This window comes from Eubacterium callanderi (genome assembly GCF_900142645.1).
GTDB classification, from domain to species: Bacteria; Bacillota; Clostridia; order Eubacteriales; family Eubacteriaceae; genus Eubacterium; species Eubacterium callanderi.
Genome location: NZ_FRBP01000019.1, coordinates 15,632 through 41,370, shown reverse-complemented (window position 1 = coordinate 41,370; position 25,739 = coordinate 15,632). Strand labels below are relative to the sequence as shown.

Annotated in this window: 15 protein-coding genes and 1 riboswitch; of the genes, 9 read left to right on the top strand and 6 right to left on the bottom strand. The window is 49.3% G+C overall.

Annotation, left to right across the window (positions count from 1 at the left end):
- The first annotated feature begins 297 nt into the window (after nucleotides 1-297).
- Nucleotides 298-469, top strand: a riboswitch (cobalamin riboswitch).
- A 257-nt stretch (nucleotides 470-726) separates the two neighbouring features.
- From thiC to BUC22_RS20380, 6 genes are all read left to right on the top strand, one after another.
- A complete protein-coding gene (thiC, locus tag BUC22_RS20405) occupies nucleotides 727-2,010 on the top strand; it encodes a phosphomethylpyrimidine synthase ThiC (RefSeq protein WP_013382463.1) in 1,284 nt (427 codons plus the stop codon).
- Nucleotides 2,011-2,023: 13 nt separating this feature from the next.
- Entirely contained in the window at nucleotides 2,024-3,307 is a 1,284-nt protein-coding gene (bzaB, locus tag BUC22_RS20400) for a B12 lower ligand biosynthesis ThiC-like protein BzaB (RefSeq protein ID WP_013382464.1), read from the top strand.
- Between the two features lie 118 nt (nucleotides 3,308-3,425).
- Nucleotides 3,426-4,502, top strand: coding sequence for a nicotinate-nucleotide--dimethylbenzimidazole phosphoribosyltransferase (cobT, locus tag BUC22_RS20395; protein ID WP_013382465.1), 1,077 nt, complete (start codon nucleotides 3,426-3,428; stop codon nucleotides 4,500-4,502).
- Nucleotides 4,489-6,045, top strand: coding sequence for a 5-hydroxy-benzimidazole O-methyltransferase BzaC (gene bzaC / locus BUC22_RS20390; protein WP_013382466.1), 1,557 nt, complete (start codon nucleotides 4,489-4,491; stop codon nucleotides 6,043-6,045). The genes cobT and bzaC overlap by 14 nt, the downstream gene beginning before the upstream one ends.
- A 12-nt stretch (nucleotides 6,046-6,057) precedes the next feature.
- Nucleotides 6,058-7,383 carry a B12 lower ligand biosynthesis radical SAM protein BzaD gene (bzaD, locus tag BUC22_RS20385; RefSeq protein WP_041689944.1) on the top strand — a complete coding sequence of 442 codons (1,326 nt, stop codon included), beginning with the start codon at nucleotides 6,058-6,060 and terminating at the stop codon, nucleotides 7,381-7,383.
- Between the two features lie 22 nt (nucleotides 7,384-7,405).
- Nucleotides 7,406-8,905, top strand: coding sequence for a B12-binding domain-containing radical SAM protein (locus tag BUC22_RS20380; protein WP_013382468.1), 1,500 nt, complete (start codon nucleotides 7,406-7,408; stop codon nucleotides 8,903-8,905).
- Between the two features lie 61 nt (nucleotides 8,906-8,966).
- Here BUC22_RS20380 and BUC22_RS20375 read toward each other — a convergent pair whose 3' ends face one another.
- Complete coding sequence (locus BUC22_RS20375; RefSeq protein ID WP_013382469.1) at nucleotides 8,967-9,641, bottom strand: HAD family hydrolase; 675 nt, start codon at nucleotides 9,639-9,641, stop codon at nucleotides 8,967-8,969.
- A gap of 248 nt (nucleotides 9,642-9,889) precedes the next feature.
- Between BUC22_RS20375 and BUC22_RS20370 the strand changes: the two genes are divergently transcribed.
- Complete coding sequence (locus tag BUC22_RS20370; protein ID WP_013382471.1) at nucleotides 9,890-10,702, top strand: alpha/beta hydrolase; 813 nt, start codon at nucleotides 9,890-9,892, stop codon at nucleotides 10,700-10,702.
- Nucleotides 10,703-10,758: 56 nt separating this feature from the next.
- On the opposite strand, the gene BUC22_RS20365 is transcribed toward BUC22_RS20370, so the two are convergent.
- From BUC22_RS20365 to BUC22_RS20345, 5 genes are all read right to left on the bottom strand, one after another.
- The gene (locus BUC22_RS20365; protein ID WP_013382472.1) at nucleotides 10,759-13,425 is read right to left on the bottom strand and encodes a cation-translocating P-type ATPase; all 2,667 of its coding nucleotides are present in this window, start codon (nucleotides 13,423-13,425) and stop codon (nucleotides 10,759-10,761) included.
- Nucleotides 13,426-13,675: 250 nt separating this feature from the next.
- The gene (locus BUC22_RS20360; protein ID WP_013382474.1) at nucleotides 13,676-15,751 is read right to left on the bottom strand and encodes a HelD family protein; all 2,076 of its coding nucleotides are present in this window, start codon (nucleotides 15,749-15,751) and stop codon (nucleotides 13,676-13,678) included.
- A complete protein-coding gene (locus BUC22_RS20355) occupies nucleotides 15,741-16,589 on the bottom strand; it encodes a helix-turn-helix domain-containing protein (protein WP_013382475.1) in 849 nt (282 codons plus the stop codon). The genes BUC22_RS20360 and BUC22_RS20355 overlap by 11 nt, the downstream gene beginning before the upstream one ends.
- A 173-nt stretch (nucleotides 16,590-16,762) precedes the next feature.
- On the bottom strand, nucleotides 16,763-18,142 hold the full coding sequence (locus BUC22_RS20350) for a sigma-54 interaction domain-containing protein (protein WP_013382477.1): 1,380 nt from the start codon (nucleotides 18,140-18,142) through the stop codon (nucleotides 16,763-16,765).
- A 175-nt stretch (nucleotides 18,143-18,317) separates the two neighbouring features.
- Nucleotides 18,318-19,730, bottom strand: a complete 1,413-nt coding sequence (locus BUC22_RS20345; RefSeq protein WP_013382478.1) for a trimethylamine methyltransferase family protein — start codon at nucleotides 19,728-19,730, stop codon at nucleotides 18,318-18,320.
- 318 nt (nucleotides 19,731-20,048) lie between these two features.
- On the opposite strand from BUC22_RS20345, the gene BUC22_RS20340 reads away from it, so the two are divergent.
- Entirely contained in the window at nucleotides 20,049-21,659 is a 1,611-nt protein-coding gene (locus BUC22_RS20340) for a BCCT family transporter (RefSeq protein WP_070081210.1), read from the top strand.
- Nucleotides 21,660-22,032: 373 nt separating this feature from the next.
- On the top strand, nucleotides 22,033-25,671 hold the full coding sequence (locus BUC22_RS20335) for a GLUG motif-containing protein (RefSeq protein WP_013382483.1): 3,639 nt from the start codon (nucleotides 22,033-22,035) through the stop codon (nucleotides 25,669-25,671).
- Nucleotides 25,672-25,739 lie beyond the last annotated feature (68 nt).

Below are 25,739 nucleotides of genomic sequence, written 5' to 3'. Positions count from 1 at the left end.
ATACCTTTTAATCCTTTTGGCTTAGCCATTTTTTATTATTTTTACCAGGCAGGTAAGGCTTATGATATTTTTATCCCATTTTCTTTCCAAAGCATTTGTTTATGGTTCTTTTTATCCATCTGCACCAAAAGATACCTGGGAAATTCTTAAATCTTTTTCATAATAAAATTATACGCGCAAAGCCCTCCGAGAGCAACTCCCTGTGGGCATTTCTTGAAATTGTTTTTTTTATAATACATAAAAATTGCAGATAACGCTTGCAAAAAGAAAAAAATGCCGTTATAATAAAGATCAAGTTAATATTTACGAATGATATGGTGCCCCATAAGGGGAGAATAGGGAATCAGGTGGAAGTCCTGAACGAACCCATCACTGTAAGCGGTAGTGACCGGCAAGTGCCACTGAAAGGGAAGGCGTCGGTTCATGTTAATCCGTAAGTCAGGAGACCTGCCTATGATTCTTAACGCATATGAACGATGGTAAAGTTCATAGCTGGTAAAGCAGCTATGGATTTTACCATTTTTTTCGTGACAGCAAACGGTCGTGCGCTGAAGTGAAAATAAAAAATCGCCAAAGCTTGCTTTAAGGCGATTTTTTATTTTTACTTCAGCATAGGGCACAGCCCGTGACAAAGGTGTTCACAGAGCACCGAAGCAGCACGCTGAGAACGGCAAAATAAAAACGCCATTCCACCAAATTTTTTTGTTTTAGGAGGATTTAAAAACCATGACTTTGTTGGAAAAAGCGAAAAGCGGTGAGATTACCGCGGAAATGCAGTACGTTGCTGAAAAAGAAGGCGTTACCCCAGAATTTATCTGCGAAGGTGTCGCTAAAGGGGAAATTGTAATCTTGCACAGCTCAAGAAAAAATATTCATCCGGTAGCTGTGGGAAAAGGATTGTTTACCAAGGTCAGCGCCAGTGTGGGCATGTATGAAGCAGCTGATACCATCGACGGTGAAATGGCAAAAATCGACGCCGCAGTCAAGGCCCATGCAGATACCATTATGGATCTCTCAGTTCGTGGACCAATCGAGGAAATGCGCGAAAAAGTATTGTCCACTGTTGACCGTCCTGTCGGCACACTGCCCATGTACGAAACCCTGTCTGTCGCAGAAGCCAAATATGGCACCGCACTGGATATGACGCCGGACGATCTATTCGACATGATTGAAAAACAGGCGTCACAAGGCGTTGCCTTCATTGCGCTGCATCCCGGAACCACCCTTTCAGTTATTCATCGCGCTAAGGATGAAGGCCGCATTGATCCTCTTGTGAGCTACGGCGGCTCTCACCTTATCGGCTGGATGCTCTATCACAATACCGAGAATCCCTTATATACTGAATTTGACCGTCTCATTGAAATCTGTAAAAAACACGATGTTGTGCTGAGTTTTGCGGACGGTATGCGCCCGGGCTGTATTGCCGACTCCCTCGATCATGCTCAGGTTGAGGAACTTGTGATCCTCGGCGGTCTGGTCAGACGCGCCAGAGAAGCCGGCGTACAGGTTATGGTTAAAGGGCCCGGCCACGTACCGCTCGATGAAATCGCCACAACTGTACAACTTGAAAAGAAGCTCTGTTACGGTGCTCCTTACTTTGTATTCGGCTGTCTGCCAACCGATGCAGCTGCCGGTTATGACCATATTACCTCTGCCATCGGCGGCGCTGTTGCTGCTTATGCCGGCGCAGATTTTCTCTGCTATGTCACCCCGGCTGAGCATATTGGTATGCCAAACGTCGATGATGTCTATCAGGGCGTCATGGCCTCTCGGATTGCCGCCCATGCCGGCGATGTTGCCAAGGGACATCCTCAGGCTGTCAAGTGGGATCTGGATATGTCTGTTGCCCGCCGTGCCATGAACTGGAAGGAACAGTTTAAGCTGTCCATCGACCCTGAAACCGCTGAGCGCGTCTGGCGTGAACGCAGCACCAGCTTTACTTCGGAATGTACTATGTGCGGTAAATACTGCGCCATGAAGATTGTTGAAAAATATTTGAGAGCAGAGTAAGGAGGACAAGACAATGACACAGATGCTAGAAGCCCGCAAAGGCCGTATTACAGAAGAAATGGAAAAAGTCGCCCTGATTGAAGGCGTTACCCCGGAATTTGTACGCGAAGGGGTTGCCAAAGGCCACATCGTCATCCCCAAAAACAAGTTTCGCAGCCGTGAAAAAATCTGCGGTATCGGAGGCGGTCTGGATGTAAAGGTCAACGGCCTTATGGGCACATCCTCTGACCGTAATGATATGGAAATGGAAGCAAAGAAGCTGCGGATTCTGGAAGAATGCGGCGCCAACGCTTTTATGGATTTGTCCACTGGTGACGATATTGACGCCATGCGCAAGCAGAGCCTCGCAATCTCGGGTATTGCGGCAGGCTGCGTACCTGTCTACCAGGCCAGTGTCGAAGCCATTGAGAAGCACGGCAGCATGGTTGCCATGACCGAGGATGACCTTTTTGCTACAGTAGAAAAACAATGCCAGGAGGGCATGGATTTCATGGCCATCCACTCTGCTTTAAACTGGTCGGTTTTAAACGCTCTGAAAAAAAGCGGCCGTGTCACCGATGTTGTCAGCCGTGGCGGTTCCTTTCTGACGGCGTGGATGTTCCACAACGAAAAAGAAAACCCGCTGTATGAACACTTTGACCGTCTGCTCGAAATTCTCAAGGCTACCGATACTGTATTATCCATCGGCGACGCCATCCGCCCAGGCGCAGGCGCAGACTCTCTGGACTCTGCCCAGGTACAGGGCCTGGTTGTTGCCGGTGAGCTGACTAAACGCGCCCTGGAGGCCGGTGTGCAGGTCATGATTGAAGGACCGGGGCATGTGCCGCTTAACCAGATTGCGACCACTATGCAGCTCCAGAAGCAGCTTTGCTACGGTGTTCCCTACTATATTCTCGGCTTCCTCGCCACCGATGTGGCCCCAGGCTACGATAACATCACAGGCGCCATCGGCGGTGCCTTTGCCGGCATGCACGGCGCAGACTTCCTCTGCTATCTGACCCCGGCAGAACATCTGGGCCTGCCAAACGAAGATGATGTACGTATGGGTGTCCGCACGACCAAAATCGCAGCGGATGCCGCCAATGTTTTAAAACGGGGCGGCAATGCGTGGAACCGCTCTCTGGCAATGTCCAAGGCGCGGGTGGCGCGGAATGAAAAAGCCCAGATTGCCAATGCCCTTGATCCGGAATACCTGGAAAGCAAGCTGAAAGCTGAGCCCGAAAGCCACGGCTGTGCTGCCTGCGGCAAAAGCAAATGCCCGGCGGATATTGCGGCTGAATTTTTCGGTATCGCCTGATCCGTTGACGATGGTCTGAAAATCAGGCAAATCTTTCTCATTACTGCTGAGATTAGTGCTATAATTAAGCTTGAAGATCACCTGAAATCTGCAAAATTCAAATAATGAGGTATTTATCATGAGTGCATTAACTTTAAAGGAAGTTATTGAAAATATTGAACCAAAGGACCCTGATTGGGAATCCAAAGCCTGCGCACATGTGGAATCACTTGCCATTCCGCCCTGGAGTCTGGGACAGGTCCTGACACTCGGCGTCCAGCTGGCTGGAATTAAACGGACCATCCACCCCTGTGTGGATAAAAAAATGATCCTGACCATGGCGGCTGACCACGGAATTGCTGAGGAGGGCGTTTCCGCCTTTCCTCAGGAGGTAACCATGCAGATGGTCGCCAATATCGTTGCCGGCGGCGCAGGCGTCAACGTTTTGGGAAAAGCCTCCGGTGCAGAGGTGCGGCTGGTGGATATGGGCGTTAAGGAGGATATGCCCGAGCTGGTAAAAAAGGGTGCCATCATTGACGCCAAGATCGCTCACGGCAGTGAAAACTTTCATAAAGGGCCAGCCATGAGCAGGGAACAGGCAATCGCTGCCCTGGAAGCCGGCATCAATGTCGCTACAAAAATGATTCAGGAGGAGGGTGTCGAGCTTCTAGGTACCGGTGACCTGGGCATTGGCAACACCACCCCCAGCGCTGCCATTCTCGCGGTTATGGGTGAGTATCCTCTGACCTCCATTACAGGGCGCGGCACAGGGCTTAACAACGCCGGACTTATGCACAAAATCAAAATTATCCGCGAGTCCATCGCGCTCAACAATCCAGATAAAAACGATGCTCTGGACGTGCTGTCAAAGGTCGGCGGCTATGATATCGCCGGTATTGCCGGCATGATCCTTGGCGCAGCCTATAATAAGGTGCCAGTGGTTGTGGACGGCTTTATTTCCACTGCCGGCGCGCTAATTGCCAAAGGCCTCTGCCCCACCTGCGCAGACTACATGATCGCTTCACACCAGTCCGAGGAGCCAGGACATCAGATGATGTGGCAGACTTTGGGAATGCATCCGCTTCTAAATCTTAATTTTCGTCTTGGCGAGGGCACCGGTGCTGCGGTGGCCATGCATCTCGTAGAATGCGCCGCACGGTGCATGAACGACATGCTCACCTTTGAAGACGCAGGAGTCACCAATGGCCTCGCTTAAATGGGACCCCAACACATCCGGTGGACAGTATCTTGAAGATCTGTCCACTGCCTACTGGTATTCGGAATCACTTTTTACGGCCCTGGATATGGGCCTTTTTGAACTTTTGGAGAAAGGCAGCACACCCCTTCCCCGACTGGCAAAAGCTCTGAACTGCAACGAATCCAGCCTGTCCCGCTATCTGCATCTGCTAAAAACCCTGGATCTTGTAGACTGTTATGAAAACAGCTGGTATAACACCACGCTCTCAAGCACCTATCTCATTAAAGGAAAGCCGCTTTATCAGGGCAATTCCATCTTGTGGCGGCGTGATATTAAAGCCGACTGGGACACCTTGAAGCCGGCCCTTGAAGCCGGCGGACGTGTCCATTTCCCCCCCGAAAACATCAGTGATGCCGAAATGGACGCCCGGCGTGAGGAATATATCACGGCTATGGACAATATTGTCAGGCTCAAGGTTCCAGAGATTCTTGAATTTTTCGGAAACGGCCTGAAGACTGGCGCCCGTATTCTGGATGTCGGCGCAGGCAGCGGTGCTTTTGCCCTTGGATTTCTTGAAAAGTTCCAGGACTCCCAGGCCACTCTGGTGGATATTCGCCAGGTCTTGCCACAGACCCGGAAGCTTGTTGAAAAAAGTCCTATTGATACTAAAAACCGTGTTCTGTTCCATGAACAGAATATTCTGGATCCTGACTGGCAGCTTGAGGGCCACTATGATCTTGTCATATTATCCAACATCGTCCACGCCTATGCTGAAGAAGAAATCAGCGGTATTTTAAAAACCGCGTCCCAGCTTCTCTCAGAGGATGGCATCCTGCTGATTCACGACTTTTTTCTGGATCACTGGGACATCAAGGCGGCCTTTTCGGATATCAATATGTTCATCAATACTTATAACGGCAAAGTCTTTAACTCAAAATGGGTCGATCAGACTCTTAAAAACAGCGGTCTGTCCACCACAGGGCTCATCCCTTTGCAGACCGATACAGCTGTTATCTTTGCTGCCAGAGAGTCCGCCGCACTTGACAGCCTGACCATTACACCAGTCCAGAAAATTCTGCAGCCCATCAAAGCCATTGGCTTTGACAAAGTGATGCCCTATGACCCCAAGGACGTGGTCGTCGCTCCCTTTGCCAAAAACAAATGCAAATTCGGTTGCCGCTCCTGGGATAAAAAGCACTGCAGCACCAATCAGGAAATGAGCGCAGATGAGACGAAGGCCTTTGTGAACAGCTTCAGCAAAGCCCTCCTGCTAAAAAGCGAGCCGCCAACTGGCGATTTCCAGCGCAAGGCACTGAGGGCTGAAACCCTTGCCTTTAAAGCTGGCTACTACAAAGCTTTTGTTTTCTGGGCCGGCCCCTGCAGCATCTGTCCAGACTGTGACCTGACTGCTCCCTGCAACAACCACGCCCACTCCCGCCCGTCCATGGAAGGCTCGGGTATTGACGTTTTCGCCACTGTAAAAAAGGCCAGAGAGTCCTTGAAAACCCTGAGTGAGCGCGGTGAAGTCATTAAGTATTACGCGCTGCTGCTTTTGGAGTAAACGGAGTTGAAAATGAAACGAATCCTACTAATTCAGGCCATATCCATGGAAGGCATGGACATCGAGCGTGTCTACCCCATCGGTATTGTCACCCTGGCCTCCTGCATTGAAAAGGCTGGCCGATACAGCCTGGAAATTTTTGATATGAACATGGCTGCAGACCCCTATGGTGAGCTACGCGAAAAAATGCTCAGTTATCAGCCGGATATCATTGGTATTTCTCTGAGAAATGTGGACCCGCTGGGCAACAGGACCACCTCGCTGATCGTTCCCTTTGCCATTACCCTGTCCTTTATCAGGCGTTATCTGCCCGACGTTACCCTGATGGCCGGAGGCACCGCCTTTTCCCTTTTTCCAGAACGCCTGATGCGGGAATTTCCCGAAATCGACCTGGGTGTCGCCGGTGAAGCCGAAGAAATTATTGTGCCGCTTCTGGACAGCATTGATCATCCGCCAAAACTGCCCGGGCTGGTTTACCGTGAAAACGGCGAAGTGAAAATGGTGCCTCCTGTGGGAAAATTTGATATGGGCAGCTATACCATGCCCAACCGCGAGCTTTTAGACCCGCGGGAATATCTGAGGGTCAATAAATATGTGGAGAGCGTAGGAGTTGAAACCAAGCGCGGCTGCTGTTATAACTGCGGCTATTGCTCCTATCCGCTTCTCTCCGGCTGTGGCATGCGGTGCCGTGAGCCAGCGTCTGTGGTCGATGAGATCGAGTTTCTGCACAAAGAATACGGTGTCAGCCGTATCCATCTCACCGATTCCATTGTCAACTTCCCCGTAAACCATCTGGATGACATCTGCAAAGAGCTGATCCGGCGCAGGCTGGATATCCACTGGAGCGGCTTTTTCAGGGAAAACCTGCTGACTCCCGAAAACGCCCCGCTATACCGGGATTCCGGCTGTGAGTGCTTCTCCCTGTCGCCAGACGGGCTCAGTCAGACTGCTCTGGATATTCTGGACAAGCACCTGACTGTCGATGAGATTCTTCACACTGCCAAGGTCTTGTCAGACGTGGGCATCACCACTGTTTATCATTTCCTGGTCAACACGCCCGGTGATACCTGGAAAACAGTGGATGAGGGAAAAGCGCTCATCGACCAGATCTACGACATCCACGCTGCCTCAAAAACCATCGGTACCATCGTACTCAACCTGATCCGCATTATGCCAAATACCAAGGTTGAAAAGCTTGCGCTGGAGAACGGCGTTATCACGCCCAAAACGGATTTGCTTTTCCCCACCTACTATAATCCCGATCCCTTTAAAACGGTTCGTTATGATCTTGAAATCTACCATAACAAACGAAATATCTTTATGTGGCAGGACGCCTAATAACAAAGACTGGAGCGATTAAATGAAACGAATCCTACTACTCGAACATCCCAGAACACCCGGCGAGGACCGTCAGAATGACATTGCCAACACCACCCTGTCCTCCTGCCTGAACAGCGGCTATCTGGCCGCCGTTCTGCTTGAAAAAGGTTATCAGCCCGCCATTGTAGAGGGCTATATGGAAAACCTGAGCTACGAAGCCATCGAAGCCCGCATCGCCGCCCACAAGCCTGAGGTGCTGGGAATCCACCTGGTTTATAACTGGGAGGATAACCACACCCTCTACGACTTTATTGCCAGAGTAAAAGCAAAATATCAGATCAGCCATGTGACCGTATACGGCTACTACCCCACTTTTGCCTATGAAGAAATCCTGGACCGGTGTCCAGACATCGACACCTGCATGCTTGGGGAAAACGAAATAACCATCATAAACCTCATGGCAAACCTCCCGGATTACAGTGGCTTAAAGGGCCTGGCTTACCGGAGCAAGGACGGCTATGAGGCCAGCCGGGGTGAGCTGGTCCGCGACCTGGACAGTCTGCCCTTCCCGCTTCGCAAGGCAGCCTCCTACCCTGGCGGCGAGGTCAATATCTTCGGGAGCCGCGGCTGCTACGGGGGCTGCACCTTCTGCTACATTAACCCCTATTATGGCGCAGATGAAATGCACTGTCCCAAGTGGCGCGGCCGCTCTCCTGAAAACATCATCGCAGAAATAGACCAGATCATCGCTCAGACCGATTATCGCTATTTCTATTTCACCGACCCCAATTTTTATGGCCCGGGAAAGGCTGGAAAGGAACGCGTACTCAAACTGGCCGCCCTTTTAAAAGAACGCAATATCCGCTTTGGCATTGAGGCAAGGGCCAACGATATTGAGCCCGAAACCACCAGGGCACTGGTGGACGCCGGACTGCAGAATATCCTTGTCGGCCTGGAATCCGGCAAGGACGAATCCCTGAAGCGGCTCAATAAATATACGACAGTAGCAGACAACGAAAACGCTCTGCGGGTGCTGCGCGAGGCCGGTATCGAGCCCAGTGTGGGTTTTATCATGTTTGAGCCTGACTCCACTATCAACGACTTGAAGATCAACCTGGAATTTTTAAAGCGCAACGCCCTTTTGGAAACCCTGGAAATATCTGTCAACGTGCTCTACCATCATCAGATTATCCTGGCGGGCAGTAGCTCCTACCACGACCTTCTGGCTGCGGGACGGCTGAACATTTCCGAGCATTCCACCTACGAGGCCAACACCGATTATGTCAATCCCAGCATTGCTACCATGGCAAAAATGATGCGGGATATTACCAACCATATTTTTGACTATATGCATGATACCTGGCAGAAAAGCGCCTCGGGCGATCCCGAGACGGTGGCGCGCTATCAGGCCATCAACCATCTCCTGGTGGATGGCTTTGAAAACGCCTTAAAGCTTTTGGAAAAAGGCGATATCACCGAAGCCGAAAGGCAGGACTGGGTCCGCTGTTTTAACGCTGAAATTGACAAAATCACCGCATAAAAAACTCCGGAAATCTGTAAATAGATTTCCGGAGTTTTTTATTTCTATTTTTATACAGCGCTTATTGTTCAAGCTCCTTCACGATAAATGCCAGCGCTTCATCCAGGGAACGCACCACCATAACACCATCCGTCTCCTGTGTTCCCTTTCTGTCAAGGAGAATCGGACGGATTCCTGCCGCGCGTGCGCCTGCCACGTCCGACGCCATAGAATCGCCGATATGAATGACCTCATGGGCACTGCAGCCGCTGATCTCCAGTGCTTTTTCAAAAAGCTCCCGATGCGGTTTATAGGCCCTTGCCATATCGCCGCAGATAATGCCCGCCGGCTCCAGCGCCTTGTGCCTCATACCTTCTCCCACATAACGGACGCCGTTATTAGTGATAACGTATATGGGCAGCGGACAATTTTCAAAAAATGGCTTGGCGTCCTCAAAAGCCGGCGCGTACATCCAGAAACGCCGGCAAAGCTCATGGGCTTCCTCCAGATTTTCCTGAAGATTCAGCTCCTCGACACAATCTGCCAGAAGCTTGTCCACAATCTCATCCTCCGTTAAAAAGGCGTCGCCGAAACTTTCGTTCTCATACTTTTTCAATTTTCCCCACCAGTAGTTCAGCATAGCCTGCGGGCTTTCAATATCGCTGTTTTTATAAAGCCGCATGGTCATTTCCTCAACGTCTTTTCCCGATTCTTTCATGATGGTTCCCGTATAATCAATAAATACTGCTTTTAACATAATTTCTCCTTTATAAAAAGTGTGCTTTCCTTCTGTCCGCAAAATGTATCCCTGTTCATTGTCGCACGCTATAATAATCAATATTCATTGACCATTATAGACCATTTTGGCAAAATCAACAACATGCTGCAAAAATTGGATTCATTAAATTTGAGCCAGAAAGCTGTTCGCTGTAATCATTCTAAAAAACATACAGCTTTAAGAAAGGCCTGATATAATATTTGAAACGCTTTCAAACGAGGTGAACCATGAAAAAAGAAAAAATCATGCAAATGATACAGGCCTATGATGGCCTGAACCTTTATATGACAACCGATACACCCGAATCCCCGAGGGCTGTGGTGATCATCAGCCACGGCATGTGCGAGCATTCAGGACGCTACGCCGCAGTCACCCAGAAACTTTTTGACCGCGGGTTTAAGGTGTACCGCTACGACCTCCGGGGACACGGCAAGTCCGAGGGCGAACGTGGCTTCTACAGCGCACCGGATGAAATCACCGAGGATCTCCACCGTATTGTGGATATCGCCTCAGAGGAAAATCCCGGCCTTAAGCGCTTCCTGCTGGGCTACAGCATGGGCGGCTTTGCTGTGGCTGACTTTTGTACAAAATATCCCGATAAGGCAGAAGGCGCCATTTTGTTTGACGCGGCCACCCGGGATAACCTGGGCGGCTTCAGCCGTGTCTCCCAGTCCCTTGACCCTCTGACCCGCTTTCCAAACAAGCTGGCAAAACGGCTGACCTCAGATCCCGAAGTTACTGCGGCCTACAAGGCAGACCCCTTAAACGCTTCCTACTTTACGGCTGGCCTGAGCCAGCAGCTGACACTCGGTATCCGGCAGTTAACCGCAAATTCCACTTTCCGTCTCCCTGTTCTTTTGCTCCACGGTGAAAAAGACACCCTGGTTGACCCAAGCGATTCCACGGATTTTTTTGCGCAGATCGCCTCTGAGGATAAACATCTGAAAATTTACGGCAACACTCAGCATGAAATTTTTAATGAGGCCGTCAAAAACCAGGTCATGACAGACGTAACCCGTTGGATTGAAAACCGGCTGTAAACGCGCATACTAAAAGGGCCCTGTGACAAAAAACCACAGGACCCTTTTTATTTATCCTAACGGCTGGCCTTTGATCCCCGCATTCGTTTAATCCATTTAACAACCTCTACCTGGACAACAGAGAGCAGTGAAAGCCCAAGGACGGTCAGCCACTGGCTGCCGCTCAGCAGCGTTACCTTAAAGGCTGCCTGTAGCGGTGGAATAAAAAGAATACAGGCCATCAGCGCGGCAGATACCGCAAAGGACAGGATCAGCCATGGGTTTGCGCCTTCGGCCCGCACCCAGACCGGCTCAGTATTAGAGCGCTGATTAAAAGCCCGGAGCATCTGGGAGAGCGCCAGCACACAGAAAGCCATGGTCTGGCCAGTGATGTGGCTGTCTGTCTCAAAACCGATCCAGTAAGCCACCAGCGTCATGGCGGCGACAAAAACTCCCTGTCGGATTACCCTGAAAATAAGGTCACGCTCAAACAGCGTTCCCGATTTAACCGGCGGATGGCTCATGATATTTTTGCTGGCCGGGTCTACCCCCAGGGCAAGCGCCGGCAGTGTTGCGGTTGCCAGGTTGACCCATAGAATATGAACCGCCAGCAGCGGCGCATCCCAGTTAAAGACGGTTGCCACAAAAAGGGTTAAAATCTCAGCAATGTTTCCTGCCAGCAAAAACTGAATAACCTTTTGAATGTTCCGGTAAACACGCCGTCCCTCCTTAATCGCGTAGGCAATGGTGGTAAAGCTGTCATCCAAAAGAATCATGTCGGCGGCCTCCTTGGCCACATCCGTTCCTGTGACACCCATGGCAACACCAATGTCTGCTGCCTTAAGGGCTGGTGAGTCATTGACTCCGTCCCCGGTCATGGCCGCAACCTCCCCGCCCCGCTTGAGCGCCTTGATAATCCGCAGCTTGTCTGCCGGCGATACCCGGGCATAGACGGTGGTGGTCTTCACTGCCTCTTCGAGCTCACGCTCTGACAGGCACTCCAGCTCATCGCCGGTCAGCACTGTATTTCCTTCCTGGAAAATATCCAGCTCCCGGGCAATGGCAATGGCTGTAACCTTGTGGTCGCCAGTGATCATCACCGTCCGGATTCCCGCCTTCCGGCAGGTTCTTACCGATTCCGCGACTTCCTTTCTCGGCGGGTCAATCATTCCCACAACACCGATAAAGGTCAGGTCATGCTCTATATTTTTTTCATCATCCTCGGGAATTTCCTCAAGCTGCCGTGTTGCAAAGCCCAGTACACGCAGCGCTTTTTCCGACAACTCAAGACAAAGCCGCTGAATATTTTTCCGGTCGGTTTCTGTCATGGGGCGGGCTCCCTGCTCAGTGAGCATCCGGCTGCAAAGGGGAAGGAGTTCGTCTACCGCGCCCTTCGTGTAAGCCGTCAGCTGCCCCCCAACTGGATGAACCGTCGTCATGCGCTTCCGGTCAGAGTCAAAAGGATTCTCAAAAACCCGGGGATAGGCCGCCTCCATGTTATCGTGGTCCAGCCCAAAAGCTCTTGTCATGTACAGGAGCGCACCCTCGGTGGGGTCGCCGATTATGGCGCCCTCCTGATCCGGATCAAAACTGGCGTCATTGCATAAATCCGCCGCGACCATCAGCTCACGGTATACCTCAGGATGCGCCTCAGCTGCCGCGCCGGCCAAAACGGCCTGTCCTGCCTCAAAGTCTCCGTTTACCGCTACCTGGGTAACTGTCATCTGGTTAAGGGTCAGCGTCCCTGTTTTATCGCTGCAGATGACCGTAGCACTCCCAAGAGTCTCCACCGCAGGCAGCTTACGGATCAAAGCGTTTCTTTTAGCCATGCGCTGAACCCCCAGAGCCATGACAATGGTAGCCGTGGCGGGCAGCCCCTCCGGAATAATGGAAATGGCCAGAGAAATAGCCACCAGGAACTGCGGAATCAACGGCCGGTGGTAAACAGCGCCGATGGCAAAAATCAGCACACAGACAATGACCCCTATGATGGTCAGTGTTTTACCCACCGCGCCCAGCTTGCGCTTAAGCGGCGTATCGGTCTCATCCTGACTGTCGAGCATACCGGCAATGTTCCCCACCTCTGTGTTCATGCCCGTTGCCACCACCACACCAGTGGCACGGCCATAGGTGACAATGGAGGAGGTATAGGCCATGTTGCCCCGGTCCCCCAATGCGCAGCGCTCAGGAAACAGCGCATCCGCGTCCTTTTCCGACGGGACAGACTCCCCGGTCAGGGACGCCTCCTGCACCTTCAGATTGGCCGAATCAATGAGCCGCAGGTCTGCGGGCACCATGTCCCCGTCACTCAGAAATACAATATCCCCGGTCACCAGCTCACTGGCAGGCACAATACTCTCCTCATCCTCCCGCAGTACGCGGGCGGTAGGTGCGCTCATATTTTTCAACGCCTCCAGAGAGGACTGGGCCTTTTTCTCCTGGACAATGCCAATAAGGGCATTCAGCACAACGATGGTAAAAATGACCCCTGCCTCTGTCCATTCCCTCAGCACAGCTGAAAAAATGGCAGCGCCAATCAAAATAAGAACCATGGGGTCTGTGATCTGAGACCAGAGCATCTGCGCAATGGATCTCGGCGGTTTTGAACGCAGCACATTGCGTCCGTTTTTTCTTAGCCTTTCGGCTGCCTCAGCATCGCTTAATCCCTCCTCCGAGGTCTGCAGGCCGGCAAAAACATCTTTTGCCGGCAGCGCGTGCCAAGGCTCCTGTCTGTGATTATCCATATTGGATAAACCACCCCTTTCCTGTAAAAATTTTATCTAAGCCAGAATATAAAAAAAGGCACAGTCAGACCACCCATGTGCAAAATGGGCGTGACTATGCCTTGTATATTCTGAGACTTATTCGCTTTTAAGATTTTGATTTTTCGGTCAGTGTCGCTCTCGTCACTATCGTCCATCAATTAAGATTCCTTTACTTTTAATATAAATGTTTTCTAAATTCTACATAAAAAAACGGTAAACGTCAAGGGAATTAAGGAAGATTTAACAAAGGGCTTATCTCCCCGCTGTACAGAAGCGTCAGGCTGTGCATGGCCCGGGTGCAGGCAACGTACAGCAGGCTTCTCTCATACGCGCTGCTGTAATGCCTGCTGTCTGCATCTGGGATAAGGACCGCGTCAAATTCCAGCCCCTTGGCCATCTGGATAGAGGTAACGGAAACGCCGTTTTTAAACTTCCTGCTCTCTGGCGTGATCAGATGGACGCTGTGTTTTTCTGAAAGCAGATCATAAAATGCCCGTGTCTCGCGATTTGTTTTCAGAATAATCCCCAGAGAGGCCCATCCGCTTTTTTCAAAAGCCCGGATTTCATCCACAAGCTTTTCAAGCATTTCCCTTTGGCTGCTGCAGCGGATAACCTCCGGCGGTTCCCCGTGGCGCTCCACGGGCTCTAATGCGCTGACGGGCTGTATCTTCCCGGCAAATTGTATGATCTCACAGGTGGAACGGTAGCTCTTGTTGAGCGCCACGTATTCCGCGCCGCTGTAAAGCCTTCTCATATCGTCCAGTGTATTTTGATTATTGGGATTGACGCATTGCCCAAAATCGCCCAGAATGGTCTTGGGGCAGCTGTAAATACTGTTGATCACCGCGTACTGGACCGGCGTGTAATCCTGCATCTCATCGACCACCAGATGTCTTATTGATTTATTCTCCCTCAAGCCCTCAAAGGCTCTCTTAAAATACAGATATGGGTAGACATCTGCCCATTCAAAGGTCTTCTTTTCAGGCAGGACAAGCATATGTGACAGCCCTGCCTGTCGGTAAAAGTCCTTATAAAGGGAAAAAGTGTTCTTCACCCTGAGCATGGCATTGAGGCTTTTCAGGATGGCCCCCGGCCTTGGAAGCTCCTCACCCCGGATATTATCCGCCTCAAACCGCTCATGGATCGTCTCCGCCATGCACTTCAGGCGCTTTTTAAAAGGAAGTCCACTGTCTGACTCAAACATGTTTTTTATCCAGGCCGCCTCTGCCTTAAACCGGCCAAAGCCGTAATCCTCAGGCGCAAAGGCCATTTCGGGCAGGCTTTTCAGATAGGCGTCCATCTGCCCTTTAAACGCGAGGCTCGACTTCAGCCGGGCCCGTTCTGCCCAGCGCTCATCCTCAGTCTCCAGCGGATCTTTTTCCTTTTCAAACCGAAATTTTCCTTCCAGCTGTTCTTCGGCAATATCCTCAAAGCTTATTTCGTAGATGGGCTCTTCTCCCAGCTCTGGCAAAACATTTGAAATATAATCCCCAAACACCCTGTTAGGAGATAAAATTCGGATGTCCGACGCTGACAGGTGATCCTTAAAGCGGTAAAGCAGAAAGGCGATCCGGTGCAGGGCAATGGAGGTTTTACCCGATCCCGCCACCCCCTGGATGATCATCGTTCCGGCCTTCTCATTCCGGATAATTTTATTCTGCTCTTTCTGGATGGTGGCGATGATGGATTTCATCTTTTCATCGGAGGTATGGCTCAGCTCACGCTGCAGCACATCATCCTGGATATTGACCGAGCTTTCGAGCGCGTACTCCATTTTTCCATCTTTGATTTTAAACTGCCGCTTTCGGGTCAGACGTCCTTCGATTTTACCCGAAGGGGCTTCATAGCCTGCCGGACCCACCTCGCAGTCGTAGAACATACTGGCCACCGGCGCGCGCCAGTCACAGATCAGCAGCTCATTGTTATCATTAAAGGACGCTGGCCCAATATAATATTTTTCCGCATCTTCTCCCTCCTCATACTGAAAATCAATTCGGGCAAAATAGGGGGAGGCCTTCAGCCGCGCCAGCTTTTCCCGGACGTTCACTGCAAATGCCCCTTTCTGGTCCAGCTGTTTTAAGGCCAGCTCATTTTGGAACATTTCGTGAGGGTCGATCTCCCCCCGGTTTTCAACCATGTAACGCTTGGTATCCATATAGTGCTCATCCGCCAGCCCAACGCGGCCCTCCGCGGCTTTAAGCGCTGTATCCAGACGGCTGGCGACCTCTGCCAGATGGCGGATCTCTTCTGGAAAGGGGACGGCGCTTGTTCCTCGCTCTGGCTGGCGTCTTTTTTTATACTTCATCGCTGCTCTCCCCTGGCAAAACAAAGCGCTGGGTAGGATAGCCAAATTCCACCAGGAGCTCGGCCTCGGCAAAACCCAGATCCACAATGGCCTGCCGGTGCCCGGTGTCGGCCTTGTCACCCTCCCGGTAGGTGGTGATGCTGATATCCCTGCCTCTGAGCAGCTCGCCCATCATTTTATCCAGAAAAGCCCTGGGGATTCCCTGGCTGCGGTACAGCGGATGTGTCCCCATAAAATCAATGCTGCCGGTTTCGCCGGAAAAAAGCATTGCGCCGGCAGCCACCTCGCCATCCTTCAGGATCAATGCCTGCCGTTTGCGGATCCGGCGTTTAAGCTCACCGACATATTCCTCCTCATACAGGTGCGGAAACCCGTCGATGACCAGGCGGACCAGTGCCATCCAGCATGGGATATCGCCCTCGTCAGCATAGGTGATCTTCCACTGTGTTTTTTCTTTGCTGTTTCGCATATTATGGCTCCCTTCAAATTGAAACCTCAACTGCAGAGGATAGAACTTTTCATTTTCCCGGTATTGGCTGGGGGACTGCTTATACATGGCAGAAAAGGCGGCTGTAAAGGCCTGCTGGCTCTCATACCCAGCCTGCAGGGCGATGTCGAGTATGGTTCTCTCCGAAAACACCAGCAGCTTGGCAGCCTCTGTGAGCTGCCGCCGGTTCCGGTACTCATGCAGGGTCAGCCCCACAGTTTTTGAAAAGACGCGGTGCAGATGGTATTTTGAATAATGGACTGCACCGGCAATGGCGTCAAGATCCAGCTTTTCGGTTAAATGGCCCTCTATATAATCAATGGCGGCCTGTACTTTTTCGATGTTGTTCATTACTGCCACTCCTTTCTCAGAGCATTATACCCCATTATATCGGAGACGTTTTAATATTTCTTGCTCTTGCTTGCGCTTTTTGTCCGGGCGCCCTCCAAAAGCAGAGAAACCTCCTTCACGGCCAGAGACCGCCTGGAGGTTTCTTCTTCCGAAAGCATTCCGCTTTCACTGCGTCACTCTTTATTCTTAATGTACTTGTTAATCAAAAGATTGGCGGTGGACTGGCTGATGCCCATACGTCTGGCCACTGCCCGGCTCGATTTGTGCTTTGCGTAAAGCTTGATGACCGTCTGCTTTTTAAACTCCTCTACATTGTAAGTTTCGCCGTCGGTTTCTTCCCGGTCTTCCTCCTGGTCCAGATAACGGAAAAACAGCTCCTCATTGATAATAATGCCGTCAGATAAAATGATCATGCGCTCCACAGCATTCCTGAGCTGACGCACATTGCCCGGCCAGTCATAATTGTTAAAGCAGGAAAGTATTTTTTCATTGAAAACCTTATTCGTGTTGTAACGCTTGTTAAAGTCATTCAGGAAAGCGGTCGCCAGATAAAAAATATCTTCCTTTCTTTTGCGCAGGGGCGGCAGCACAACCTTTACGGTGTTGAGCCGCCAATAAAGATCCTCCCTGAACTTTTTCTCCCGGATGGCATTCATTAAATTTTGATTGGTCGCGGCAATGATCCGTATATTGACATACTCAGGCTTATTGCTCCCCACCGGGAAAAACCGCTTATTTTCCAGAACATCCAGAATTTTAACCTGCATGGCCGGAGACAGCTCCCCAATTTCATCGAGGAAAATGCTGCCGCCGTCCGCATTTTTAAGAAGGCCGATTTTCCCTTTAACGTTGGCACCTGTGAAGGCCCCCGGCATATAGCCAAACAGCTCACTCTCCAGCAGCCCGTCCGGTATGGCGCCGCAGTTAATGGCCACAAAGGGCTTGTGGTTTCTGGGGCTACGCTCGTGCACCATCTGGGCCAGATAGCTTTTCCCTGTACCGCTCTCACCCAAAATCAGGATATTGCAGTCAAACTTGGCCGCCTTCTCAAGGTCTGTCAGGCACTGCTCAAACAGGATGCTCTTTCCGATAATCTCATCTGAAAAGTCCAGGTTAATGGACTCAATGGGGTTTCTCAGGTCACGATAGCTCAAATCCACAGCGCGGATGTTATCCAGGGAGATGGACACCATCAGCTCAAACTCATCGTTGTCGTTATAGACCGGAACGTTGATGCAGATCATGCTCCGGTTGGTTTTATAATAGATGTTTTCTGTCACGATCGCCCGGTGGGACTGCCTGGTAATATCAAAGCTGTAGGGGTCCCAGAGATCTTTTTTGGCGGCCTTGCTGTTTTTATTGATGAGGTCTTCAGGCGGAACTCCGTACAGCCGCATGGCTGCGGGATTGATATAGATGATGCGGCCGTTTTTGTCCAGCACATATATTTCCGAGAAGGCGTTCTCCAGAATGGTGAGTAATGTCTCACGGGGTATGGCGTTTAAATAGTCGATGTACTCTTGGGAATGGGATGGTTTTGATATATCCAGCATGGTCTTGTACTGATCCTTTACTTAATTTTCAGACAGCGCGTCTCAGGCGCTGCTCGCTGTCTCTATTATACCTCAAGGAACGGCGCGGGAACAGACCCGGCGATCTCAGCACCGTTTCTCTGACAAAGCAAAAAAGCTGCCCGCGAATCGCGTGGCAGCTTTAAAGCCGGGCTGTCTATAAAATCCATTCCTTTGGCAGCAGCTCTTCGACCATTTTCTGCTGTTTTTTGTCCAGTTCCAGTGGCACATATTCTTCCAGCCGTTTTTTCCAGGCCAGGGTCGCGCGCTCCTGCACGCTGATGGCATCGTCTTCCTTTTTCCAGTTTGAGTAAGCCTTCCGATTGGCGATTTCAGGGAAGACAAAATCGTTGCGGTAAATCTTGGAGGTTCTGGCCAGATAATTGGCAGAGTGCTCGATTTTTTCCATTTTATCCATATAGAGGTTTTCTTCCTTAAACTCGACGCCTCTCAGGAAACGACCGCAGATTTTATAGGTGTCCTCATCCATCATAAATTTTTCATAGCCCAGCGTATTAAAGGAATCCATGATTCCGGCCAGCATGTAGACCAGCTCCGGCTCGCACATTAAGGCTGAAAGGCCCACCATGGTGGATTCCCTGCCGGACTGGTAGTCGTCCTCCTTGGCGTCGGACAGACAGCCGTGGGATCTCTTGGGAAGGCCATAAAAATTGGCAAGCTCATTTTCGACAAACCATTCCACGCTGGTTTCCGCTCCGCCGCAGACACAGAGCGAGTAGCGAAGGTCTGTTTCCAGAGCGCAGAACTGATAGATCACCGGCGCGCCGGGGTTTACCACCTGTGTGGCCACAATGCCCGCAAGGCGCTCAGTATTATTCTGGATAATAGCGCCTGACAGAGACGGCGGCGCCGTCAGTCCCGCAAGGCCAACGCCTGCGATGCAGCTGCACTGTCCGTTTTTTGCGTATTCGATGATTGTTTCACACATCAGGCGGTCCCAGGTGAATGGCGGCGCACTGGTGATTAAGGTTGACATAAGCACCTGGTCGTGAATATCATTGAATTCTTTAGCCAGCTGGATAGCTCTGCGGCAGGTTTCACGGCTTCCGTTCAGTCCTGCCAGCGGCTTGTCGCTGTAGATCATGGGCGTCAGTGTCATAAAATCCGTTTTGTACTGGGCCGGCACATCATTTGGGTGCAGCAGCTCACAGTCAATCACGTCGATCACGTCGCTTGTCTGAAACAGCTTCACAAAATTGACAAAATCTTCCGCGGCAGCCGGGCGGTGTTCGCCCTCCTTAAGCACATTGACCGGCCCGAGAGAGGACTGTCCAATGGTTTTTTTCTGGGTTGTTCCAACACGGTGCCTGTGTCCTCTGGACACATAATCAAAATTTCTCGGGCAGGAGGCCAGGGCGTCGTCGACCTGTTCCTCTGTTATATAGACAAGCTCGCCGTCAATCTTAAACCCTTTTTCCCGAAACATCTTAAGCAGCTCCTCCGAGCAAAACCGTATCCCCTTATTCTTTAATAAATACAGTGATTTTTCATGGATGAGTTCAATGGATTCCTGTGTGACAAAGCTTCTTGTAAAATTCCGTTTATACATATTAATACCTCCAGTATTTGATGCTGTTTAGGTAACGCAATATTTATGCCAAAATCAAAGAAGCCCGTTGCAGGGCGTTTAGACGCTTTTTTCAAGCAAAGAACCATCCATATTTCTTTTTTAAATCGAACGAAATTCGTTCATTTGAATGATTTTCACTCATCTCTTTTCGGAAAATCGCCTCAAAACCCCTGAAATTCCACATTTTTTCTTTTTATTGCTTTGGCATGTTTATTGCGTATTTATAGATAGCAAGTAAGAAAATACAAGAAGGGGGATGGCTGCTGCAGGCCTAATCCGCAGCAGCCTGAAAACAAAATGAAACCTGACAAAAAATCACCTTTTTCCATGGTCAACGGCTGGACTTTTTTTCCGCCGCTCATCTTTACTGTGCTTCTGACAGCCGTGGTCATGGCCAACCCAACGGTTGCCGGCAGCGTGCTGGAAACACTCTTTTCCTTTATCACGGATAAATTCGCCTGGCTGTTTGACTGGTACTACCTGGCGCTCATCGTCGTTGTGCTCATCCTGGCCTTTGGCCCACTGGGCAAAAAACGCTTCGGCAATGAAAAGCCTGAGTATTCTACCCTTTCCTGGCTGGGCATGATCTTTACCGGCGCAGCCGGCCTCGGCGTCCTCACCTGGACAAGCGTGGAGTGGCTGTACACCTACCAGTCTCCCATGTGGGGCGTTGAAGCCGGCACCGTGGAAGCTCTCCAGCAGGCAGCCATGATGCCGCTGTTCCACTGGGGGCCTGTGTTCTACCTGGGCTATGCCTTGATCGCGGTACTTTTTGCCTACCAGTTCTACTGTAAAAAAGTAGATGATACTCTGCCGAGTACAGCCTGCATTTCCCTGCTCGGTAAAAAACGCGCCCGGGGCGGCCTCGGCAAAACCATTGACATTATTTATATTGTGGCTCTTCTCTCCTCTGTCGTGACCTGCGTTGGCGTCAACGTCCCTACTCTGGTCGCCATCATTACCAATATTATCGGCTATGAGCCGCCTTTTATCGTCTCTGTTGTCCTCATCATGGCCTGGAGCATCATCATGGCGGTTCTCCTGTTCGCCGGGCTTAAAAAGGGCATTGGCCTCCTCAGCAATATCCGCGTGTACGTGGGCTTTGGGATTCTGGTCTTTGTCCTGCTCTTCGGGCCATCCTTCTTCATGCTTAACAGCTTTACAGACGGTCTGGGCATGCTCATGCAGAACACCCTCCATCTTGTCTGTAATACAGACCCCTATGCCAAATCCGGCATTCCCCAGAACTGGACCGTTTTCTATTATGCCTGGTACATTACCATGTCCATCCAAAACGGGGTATTCTATGGCCGTATCTCCAAAGGGCGTACTGTGCGTGAGCTGGTTCTGGGGCTTCTGGGCGCCACAGTCATCGGCACATACATGTTCTTTATCGTGTTCCAGGGCTTCTCCATCAATACCTTCCTGGAGCAGGGCTTGGATTTAGGCACCATTCTCGCCGAAGGCGGACAGGGTGCTGCCATTGCGGCAATCTGGAAATACCTCCCCTTTGCCGGTATCCTCATGCCAGTGCTGTTCCTCTTTGCCAACATCTGCATGCAGACCCTGTTAAACGCCAATGCCTACAGCATGGCCATGTCCACGACCAAGGTATTAAAAAGCGGCCAGGAGCCGCCTTCCTGGATTAAAATTTTCTGGTCATTGTGTATTGGCGTTATCAGCATTGCCCTGCTGATGATCGGCGGCATCCGTCCCTTCCAGACCATCACCGTCATCTGCGGCGTCCCCGCCCTCGCCATTATCGCACTGATGGCACTGTCCTTTTTTAAGGACATCAGGAAAAACGGGTGGCGGCTGTCCGGCGAAAATTCTGAAGATAAACTGACAACGGAAATAGAAACAAAACATCCGGAGGTCTTGCCACCGGAAATGCCTGCAAAAGAGTAAAAGCATATACTTGATATCTATCAGATTCCAATTCCAGAATTTATAAACATCGTCATTAATTCCAAAAATTCTATTTATTCTATAAAAAATATTACTATCATTAAATATATTATTTTTATGGAACCCAGCGTGAGCATATGCCCACACTGGGTTTTTTTTATTTTTATAAAGATCAATTATGTGTCAACTATTAGGAGTGAATAACCTTTTTCATGCATTGAAAGCAAGCAAAAGGTCTATTATAATTCTCGAAGGAATCAATTCTTTTAAAAATTAGCTCTTTAAAAGAATTGATTCCAAATTACAAAATAAAATATTACCAAATTTCTAATCATATAAATTTTAATTTCCGTAAAGAAAGGATGGTCCTAAATTGCACAAAAAATTTTATCATTGCAGATGGTTTATAAGTTTCTTCCTCATTTTAATAATGATCACTGGTTTCTTGCCTAGTATTACCTTTGCAATTGAATCAAAACCTGAAAACAGCGTTTTGTTAGAAACCACCGAAAATGATATGCCCCTTACAGAAAACAGTATGGGCGAAGAAACATCGTTGGAAGCCGAAACACCTTTGGAAATTCAACCATCTACGCCTCCAACACCAGAGACCGATGCTTCTGAAATCAATGCTGCTGCACTTCGCAGCGGTAGTGGAACTGCTCAAAATCCTTATGTGCTCACACTTGCCAGTGACCTCTACAATCTGGCAAATCAGGTGAACAGCGGAAATACACACGCGGGAATTTATTTTGAACTGGGAAATAACATTGATCTCTCTGCCTATGCTAACTGGCCCGGAATCGGACGTCAAACCAAACCATTCTCCGGTAACTTGAATGGCAATAATTTTACCATAACAGGGCTTCGCGGCACAGACCCCGACGGCTACGGCCAATACGGTTTGTTTGGCTGTGCAACGTCGGCGTCGATCAAAAACGTATACTTAGAGCTTGGTGGAAGTCTCAGCGCCGTCTACGATACCGGCGCTTTTATCGGAAAAGCAAACAACGGAACTCAGATATCAAACTGCCATGTTGATGGTAATGGATACACCATCAATGTTACCGGTGGTGGCCGGGCCGGAGGATTTGCGGGCTGGACAAATGAGGAGCTTGGTACAGGCACTACGGTTTATTTTAATAACTGTTCTGTAAGAAACATAAATACTTATAGCAGCGGCAACTATTCTGCCGGCTTCATTGGAGTAGCGCATAACGCTGAGGTGACCGACTGTGAAGTATTAAATACAGACTCCAACAAGAATAACGCAACTATTTATGCTGCAGGATTTGTCGCCGCCGCCCACGGTAATTCTAAATTCACAAACTGCTCTGTCACTTCTCCAAATATCATTGGACGTTCAACCGGAGATTCATGGAGCGGCGGGTTTGCTGGTGTTTTTTATGGCAGCAGTAAAGCCAGCGCCTGTTATACTACCAATCCTAAAATTAATGCCACTGCCTGTAATGGCGGCTTTGCCGGTGGTATCTACAATAGTGCCCAAATTGATAATTGTGATGTAACGGAACCCGTTGTCAAGGGAATCGACTATTATCAGGGTGGCTTCGCGGCAAAAATATATGACTATTCTTCTGTAACAAACTGCTATACGACCGGCGGAAAGGTAACACAGGGCAATAGGCTCGCCAGATCCTATGGCGTTGGAGGATTTGTTGCGGATTTATATGGAAACGCGACCGTGACAAACTCTTACACACAAACCGATGTTGAAAACAATAAAGCCGGTTCCACAGATACTAATTGCAGTACTGGAGGCTTCGCAGCTTATATTCGCGAAAATGCTTCCGCGAAGAATTGTTATTCAACTGGCAGTGTCTTTATTTCTAACAGTGGTTCACAGAAAACATACCAGGTTGGTGGTTTTGTCAGCTATAAAGACGGTATGGGCTCAATTACAAATTGCTACAGTACAGGTACTGTAAGTGCTCCAAACGCAAACCAGTACGTCGGTGGTTTTATCGGATATTATTATGGGAATGGTCTGGTCAGCAATTGTTTTTTCGACACAACAACAACACGTTTAGCCATTCCTGTAGGCAATACCTCCATTTCCGGCGTACAATCTTACACCACGAGTCAGATGATTCTTAAAAAAAATTATCCATCCGGCTGGGGGCTTAAAGAGAATTTACTGGGAAAAGCAAACGGAACAGGAAGCCTCTCCTCCCCTTGGTATATCGACGATGATTTAACCTATCCTTACCTGTACTACCAGTATGATGGTCACAGCAAGGAAGACACAAACTACCACATTGCCAACACCATCTATCAAAACGGCAACAGTATCGGTCAGAAACGCGCTGATTTTACAGTCAAACAAAACAGTTTGCCCCTCCGTGCTTTATCAGCGGGAGCAACTAAAGCCTATATACCATATAGCGGCACAAGCCAGCATGTCATTAATACAAATAGTTATGTAGAAATACCTGGAGCCGCTTATAATTCAAACCTGCACTCCTTAGGCGGTGTTTCTAAAACAAATATCATTGCGTTCTCATCCGCCCCTATCGCGGAAAAACGCTCAGACCGTGTTCCCTGGAATGTCGATGATGAGGCTACATACACCTATGTCGGTGATACAGTAACATACTCAATCACAGTCCTGAATTACAGCAGCGAGGCCGATTTTAAGGATGTTATAGTAACAGATAACATCCATGAAAATGTACGTTTACTGGAAAATACCATCACAGTGAATCCAGGCGTTCAATACAAGGAAGATGAAGCGCAGCTTCTGACAACAGATAACGCAGCGAAGCCTTACTATTCTTATGATGCAATTACCAGAAAATTATCCGTTTATCTCGAGGATATGCCAAAATTAGATGCCAACACCGGAGAAATTTCCAGCTATACCATTTCTTTCCAGGTGTTCGTAGAAAAAGAAGCCGCTTCCAAATTCTCTGACCGAACAACTTATATTGGTGACATTGAGAATACAGGCCTATTAGATGGAAAACTCGTTTTCACGGGAAACACAAACAAAGAATCCAATTATCAGTATGATTTCACAGATGGTAACAAAGATCCTGTATATGATGCATGCCTGTTTGACTTTACAAAAAATGATACTGATAGAAATCTCAAACTAGCGGGAGCAAGCTTCTCAACCTACTACTGGACAGGAGACGGAGTCCCAACGGGACAAGTGGATAAAACCAATACTACCACCAATGTTTCCGAGAAAAACAAATGGTACCTATGTGATGAATCCATATCTTCCCCAGACGGATTTGTACAGCTGCGTCTTGGAAAATACCCAACAGCCTATGCTGGTTATTACCAAATCATTGAAACCAGTGCACCTGAAGGCTATCTAACGCCTGCGGGGCAATGGCTTCTGCATGTCAATGAAATCGCATATGTTGATAAAATTACGACGATACAGTCATCCGAAACCGAAGCTATTCCTGCCAAAGATTTTGAAACAACAAGCAAGATAGTGGACAGTAAAGAGGTCATTGATACCGCAAATCTATCGAATCAAAAGCTTACAGGATCTGTCACACTAAAAAAATTTAACGAAACTAACAAACCGCTTCCTGGAGCACAATTCACCATCGAACGTTTCGACGAATCCAGCAACTCATGGAAATACATATCCTATAATAATTCTACAAACCAGTGGATGGATTGGATAAGCGGTGATCATTACACACAAGAAACAATCTTAGAAAACAATACAGCCATTACCATTTTTAAAGAACTGGCAATCGGTCGCTACCGATTTACAGAAGTAACATCACCCACAGGATATGAGACACTGCTTCTTCCTTTCGAAGGTACAATTCCAACATTGGATAATAACAGTGACCCCATATATGATATTACCTTTGAAATTCACGATAATCAGGCAATTCAAATGCCAGCATCAGGCCGTGAAGACTTTATGTCTAAGATGATGCTTTTAATCGGAATTTTCATCATTTTATTATCGTTTGGAGGAGGTGCATTAAGATACTTAAGCAAACATAAACACACGACATAAGCAGTCATCCTGCACAGCAGCGGTAAAACAAGGTTTTAACAAAACCGAATTCACAATCAAAACGAATC